Raw genomic sequence first — 5,351 nt, forward strand, 5'->3', positions numbered from 1 at the left:
AGCGGCGATGACTCCGATCCGACTGGCCATCCTGGGTGTTTCCGGCATCGCGTCGGGTTATGTCAAGGTGGTTCGCGCCCTGCCGGGGGTGACGCTGGAGGCGGTGTGGGGACGGGACGCGGCCCGAACCCGCGCCTTTGCCGTGCGTCATGCCATCCCCCGGGCCGAGACCGAACCTTCCGCCATTCTCGCGTCCTCGACCATCGACGGGGTGCTGATTCTCACCGAACCGGCCCGCCACATCGAACTGGCGACTCTGGCGTTCGAACACGACAAGCCGATGCTGATCGAAAAACCTCTGGGCGTGGAACTGACCGCCTGCCGTGCTTTCGTCGCACGGGCCCAGGCCAGCGATCTGCCGATCGGCGTGGTGTCGCCATACCGGTTCAATCCGCTGTTGGCCGGGATCAAGGCCGATCTGGACCGCATCGATCCCGAGGCGCCGAAAATCGCCCAACTGACCCTCTTCTGGCCCCGTGACGAGGCCTACTACCGTCACGGCGATGGCTGGCGCTCCCGCGACGGTGCGGTACTGATCAACCAGGGGATCCACTGGATCGATACGCTGAACTGGTTTTTCGGTTATCCGGAGCGCGTCGAGGCATGCTCCTGGCCGAGTCGGCCCTTTCTGAGCGGCGCGGATGCCGGTGCCGTGCTGCTGGCCTACCCGCGCCATGCCACGGTGCTGATCGCGGCGGGAACCTTCGCGCCCGAACGGGAGGATCAACTGGTGATCCATCATCCGGGCGGACGGATCGACTACGCCGCCCTGCGCGGTCCGCCGGCTCCGCGTCATTTCCGCGAACGTCTCGGACGCTGGCTGCTCGGCGGACCGGTCTGGGGTCGGGCGCTTCCGGACATGATGGCGTTGCAACTGGCCGATTTCGTGTCCGCGCTGCGGGAGAGACGTCCGCCGGCGGTCACCCTCGCCGACGGATTGGCCGCCCTGGAGGTGGCCCTGGCGGCCAGTCGCCTGTCACGCCTTCCGGAATCCGCTACCGCACCGGCGTGACCGAGGGGGTGGTCGCCCTGTCAATCTGCGATTGCCCTGCGTCTCTGCCGCCTTCTCTTGCATTCGCGGCTTTGGTTGGGATATAGTGAATGTTTGAAATCAAGTTCGTTACAGGATCAACAGTCTGTCCTGTTCGGATATCTGGGGGTGTAGCTCAGTCGGGAGAGCGCCTGCTTTGCAAGCAGGAGGTCATCGGTTCGATCCCGTTCACCTCCACCAATTTAAGTTATTAAGAAAGTCTCAAAATTAAAGCCGCCTCCCAGGGCGGCTTTTTTTTCGCCTAAAAAGTCCAATGTTTCCAATGGTTACCAGAACCGGTTCGAAATTCCTTTCGGTCTAAACCCGGACCAGAGAACACCGAAAACCGCGTTCCTCATTCTCTCTCGGCCCGAATTCTCCAAAACCTGTGGACCAGACGCCTTCTGGTCCACAGCCCTGTGGACCAGACATTTTCCCTTGAATATCAATGATTGGTCTGGTCCACAGCTTCAGGACCAGTTCGATGGGATTTTTGCTTCCAGAGAAGGCGGGAGAACGGGGAAAACTCTGGTCTGGTGCGGCTGGCGCAAGTTGGACGCCCCGCATTGCACCCCAGTCGCGACACGTTCGCGCCGGGTGGTTCGGGTGGTATCATAGGTAAGTATGGCCAGGAATCCAGCTCAGACGGAAAAACTGGCGTGCCTTTTTCGGTCGAGCCTATGATTCCCATCCCCCACTGAGAGGTGTACCTCCCGTGAGACTCTGGACCCTGCATCCCCTGTATCTGGACGCCAAAGGGCTGGTTGCCGTCTGGCGCGAAGCGTTGTTGGCGCAGGCGGTCCTGCGTGGGGAGACTCGGGGCTACCGCCATCATTCTCATCTGCTGCGCTTCCAGGCCCAACCGGATCCGTTGGCAAGCATCGCCGCCTATCTGCACGGAGTTCGTCTGGAGGCCGAGAAGCGTGGCTACCGTTTTGATCCCACCCGTATAGGCAATCTGACAGAGACTGGGCGCATCGAGGAGACACAGGGACAGTTGTTGCACGAGTGGCAGCACCTTCAGAACAAACTGGCGGTACGCTCCCCCGAAACCCTGGCCACCTGGCGGGCGGTCACCATTCCGGAGTCACATCCCCTCTTTTGCATCGTGCCGGGTGGCGTGCAAGCCTGGGAGCGCGGTGTGTTGGGCTGATGGACGCTTCCAGGAAAATCATCCACATTGACATGGATGCCTTCTATGCATCCGTGGAGCAGAGGGATCATCCGGCATATCGGGGACAGCCCCTGGTGGTCGGCGGCAATCGTTCAAGAGGCGTGGTGGCAGCCGCCAGTTACGAGGCACGGCAGTTCGGCATCCGTTCCGCCATGGCCATGAACAAGGCTTTGGACCGGTGCCCAGGCTTGATCGTCATTGCGCCCCGTATGGCCGCATACAAGGCCGTCTCCTTGCAAATCAGCGAGGTGTTCCTCGAACACACGGACCTAGTGGAACCTCTCTCCCTGGATGAAGCGTTCCTGGATGTAACCCGGAACAAAAAGGACATACCTTCCGCTTCCTGGATCGCTCAGGAGATTCGCGCCGAGATCTTCCAACGGACGGGACTGACCGCATCCGCCGGGGTCTCTTTCAACAAGTTTCTCGCCAAGGTGGCCTCCGGCATGAACAAGCCCAACGGCTTCACCCTGATCACACCCGAACAGGCCTCGGCGTTTGTCGAGGCTCTGCCCATCGAAAAGTTCTTCGGAGTCGGCAAAGCGACTGCCGACAAGATGCATCGCTTGGGTATCAAAACGGGTGCGGATCTGCTCCGACTCTCCCTGGATGAGTTGCAGGCGAATTTCGGCAAGGCGGGCCGCTCCTATTACTACATCGTCCGCAACGAGGATACCCGTCCGGTCAACCCTAACCGGGAGCGCCACTCAGTGGGCACAGAGGATACGTTCGATCAGAATCTGCACAGCCGTCAGGAGATGCTGACCCGTCTGGAAGCTATCGCCCACGAGGTGATGCGGCGCATGAACAAATGCCAGTTCACAGGCAGAACCGTCACACTGAAGATCAAATCCGGCGACTTTCATCAGATCACACGCAGCCGGACAACGGAGCATCCGGTGCAGCATGCGGAGGAGATCATAGCCGTGGCCAGCCGCCTATTGGTTCAGGTGAGCATCCCACCGCGCGGAGTGCGTCTGCTCGGCTTAACCGTCAGCAACGCCAACACCGGGAAATTCATGGGATGGCGTCAACTTGAATTACCTTTCGATCAGGAGTGCCAGTCATGATAACAGGGGCGTCTGCCGCACATTTGCAAGCAGTCTCCAGACATTCAAACCAACTCCTCCAACGGTCTGACCGGGACCAAATTTAGGTCATCGATACAACCCATCAAGCATATAATTATAAAAATTTAAAATGGGTATCCCCTTCACTCCCCCTGAGATTGATGGTATGGTCGGGGGATGGAAAACACTGCACACCCGGTCGCGGGAGTTGATTATCCGCAAACCTTCCAGGCGATGGATGAACGGTTCCGTGACGACGATGCATGCCGGGACTACATCCGCCGCCTGCGATGGCCGAGTGGATTCTCTTGTCCCCATTGCGGGATGGCAGAAGAACCATGGGAGATGGCAGGAGGATGGCTGCGGTGCCAGTCCTGTCGAAAAGAGACCACGTTGACGGCCGGTACGATTTTCGAGGGTACTCGCAAGCCACTGCGGCTGTGGTTTCTGGCGATATGGTTTGTCACCAGCCAAAAGAATGGGATCAGCGCGCTCGGACTCCAGAGGGTATTGGGGCTTGGCAGTTATGAGACGGCCTGGACTTGGTTGCATAAGCTGCGTCGCGCAATGATCCGACCGGGTCGAGATTTGCTCTCTGGCGCTGTTGAGGTCGACGAAACCTATATTGGCGGCCTGGAAGAGGGTACTCGGGGTCGAAAAACTGAGAGCAAGGCCATCGTCGCGATAGCAGCCGAGAAAAATGGCCGAGGGATTGGTCGTATCCGCCTCCAACGAATCAAGGATGTCTCTGCGGATAGCCTTCTTCCCTTCCTCCAGGGTGCCGTGGAGACTGGGTCCACTGTTCACACCGATGGATGGAAAGGCTATGCCGGTTTGGTCAAGGCTGGGTACCAGCATCAGGTCACTGTTATCAGCAGCGGTTCCGACCCTGCTCACGAAGTCATGCCGCGTGTCCACCTCATCGCCTCGCTGCTCAAGCGGTGGCTGATCGGCACTCACCAGGGTGGTATTCAGCATCAGCATCTCGACTACTACCTCGACGAATTTACGTTTCGTTTCAACCGCCGCCGTTCAAAAGCTCGCGGTCTGCTCTTCCATCGCCTCGTCCAGCAAGCTGTGTCTGTAAAGCCTGCGCCGTACCATGCCATCATCAACCCCACGGATTCCAAAAGGTCTATAACGGTGGGGTAATGAAGGGGATACCCATTAAGCCTTAATTCGTTTCTTCCATTCGCGCCCTTTGATCCGCGCTGAACCGGGTTATCCCGGATCGGATCTCATCGGCGGATGGGGACATCTCGATGCCGCCTTTCCCTCATTAAATCTTATATTGTATCATGGGGTGCCGCATGGATCCTTTACCCAGGTGCGCATGGGTATCAACTCAATGGGTTCTGGACATGGAAGGTCTGATCGTCAATGGCGGAGTGAGGAGGGGTCCGGTTGCGCGACTCCTGGGTGTCTGCGCGGTTGGATGAGCGATCGTACTGTCACAAGCTGGTATAAAAAGCTGACAATAGTGCATAATATGTAAATTTTTATAAAAATTTCACATTTTGCAAAAAAAAACTTGCAAAGATTGTGCGCACCATGAAAAATGTCCCCCATTCATGTAGCAAGTCTTTGTCTTCCACTTGCCAAGCGTCACCCAGCACATGGACGATGCGTGTGGGATGGGTTTCCAGCAACCCATTGCAGTTTTATGGCATTGCCCAGACTTCGCAGACAGGATGTGACGACTCCACTGACTAGGCAGCAGTGAACAGATATCATGGTGCGGGTTTCTTAATAGTTTATATTGTAAGATATAAATTTTCACGCATATCGACTAAGAATACCGTGGCATGCCGTGGCTAAAATCGGTTCCTGCTGAATGGTTGAATGATTGAACGGTTGAGTGGTCATGGGGTTAGGGGCGATTTACGACCCTGAGGGCGATCAGGAAAAGCGCCCTGGAACAGAGGTCTCGGGCGCGCGCCGCATGCTACGGTTGGCAACAGGTGTGTCTGCCTGTCAAGCGACATGCAAAATTGACCCCCTCCCGGTCATGCTGGTTGAGGGCTTGGGGCCAATGTTCCAGATTTCATCAGACCGGAACGTCGCTTTTCGCGCAGTC

4 protein-coding genes and 1 tRNA gene are annotated in these 5,351 nt (G+C 57.5%); all 5 read left to right on the forward strand.

Features of this window, described 5'->3' with window-relative positions; translation table 11 throughout:
- The coding region (locus ACV4UY_RS06385; protein WP_491606782.1) for a Gfo/Idh/MocA family protein at nt 1–1,012 on the forward strand (1,012 nt) is incomplete at its 5' end.
- Between the two features lie 143 nt (nt 1,013–1,155).
- Nucleotides 1,156–1,231, forward strand: a tRNA-Ala gene (locus tag ACV4UY_RS06390).
- 514 nt (nt 1,232–1,745) lie between these two features.
- On the forward strand, nt 1,746–2,183 hold the full coding sequence (locus ACV4UY_RS06395) for a pyrimidine dimer DNA glycosylase/endonuclease V (protein ID WP_491606783.1): 438 nt from the start codon (nt 1,746–1,748) through the stop codon (nt 2,181–2,183).
- Entirely contained in the window at nt 2,183–3,274 is a 1,092-nt protein-coding gene (dinB, locus tag ACV4UY_RS06400; RefSeq protein WP_491606784.1) for a DNA polymerase IV, read from the forward strand. The genes ACV4UY_RS06395 and dinB overlap by 1 nt, the downstream gene beginning before the upstream one ends.
- Before the next feature lie 177 nt (nt 3,275–3,451).
- Nucleotides 3,452–4,426 carry an IS1595 family transposase gene (locus ACV4UY_RS06405; protein WP_491606785.1) on the forward strand — a complete coding sequence of 325 codons (975 nt, stop codon included), beginning with the start codon at nt 3,452–3,454 and terminating at the stop codon, nt 4,424–4,426.
- Nucleotides 4,427–5,351 lie beyond the last annotated feature (925 nt).

It is taken from the genome of Candidatus Magnetaquiglobus sp., from assembly GCF_058402785.1.

Bases quoted from the DNA above. Each gene is read 5' to 3' on its own strand.
- dinB (WP_491606784.1), top strand. From the start codon at position 2,183: ATGGACGCTTCCAGGAAAATCATCCACATTGACATGGATGCCTTCTAT.
- ACV4UY_RS06405 (WP_491606785.1), top strand. From the start codon at position 3,452: ATGGAAAACACTGCACACCCGGTCGCGGGAGTTGATTATCCGCAAACC.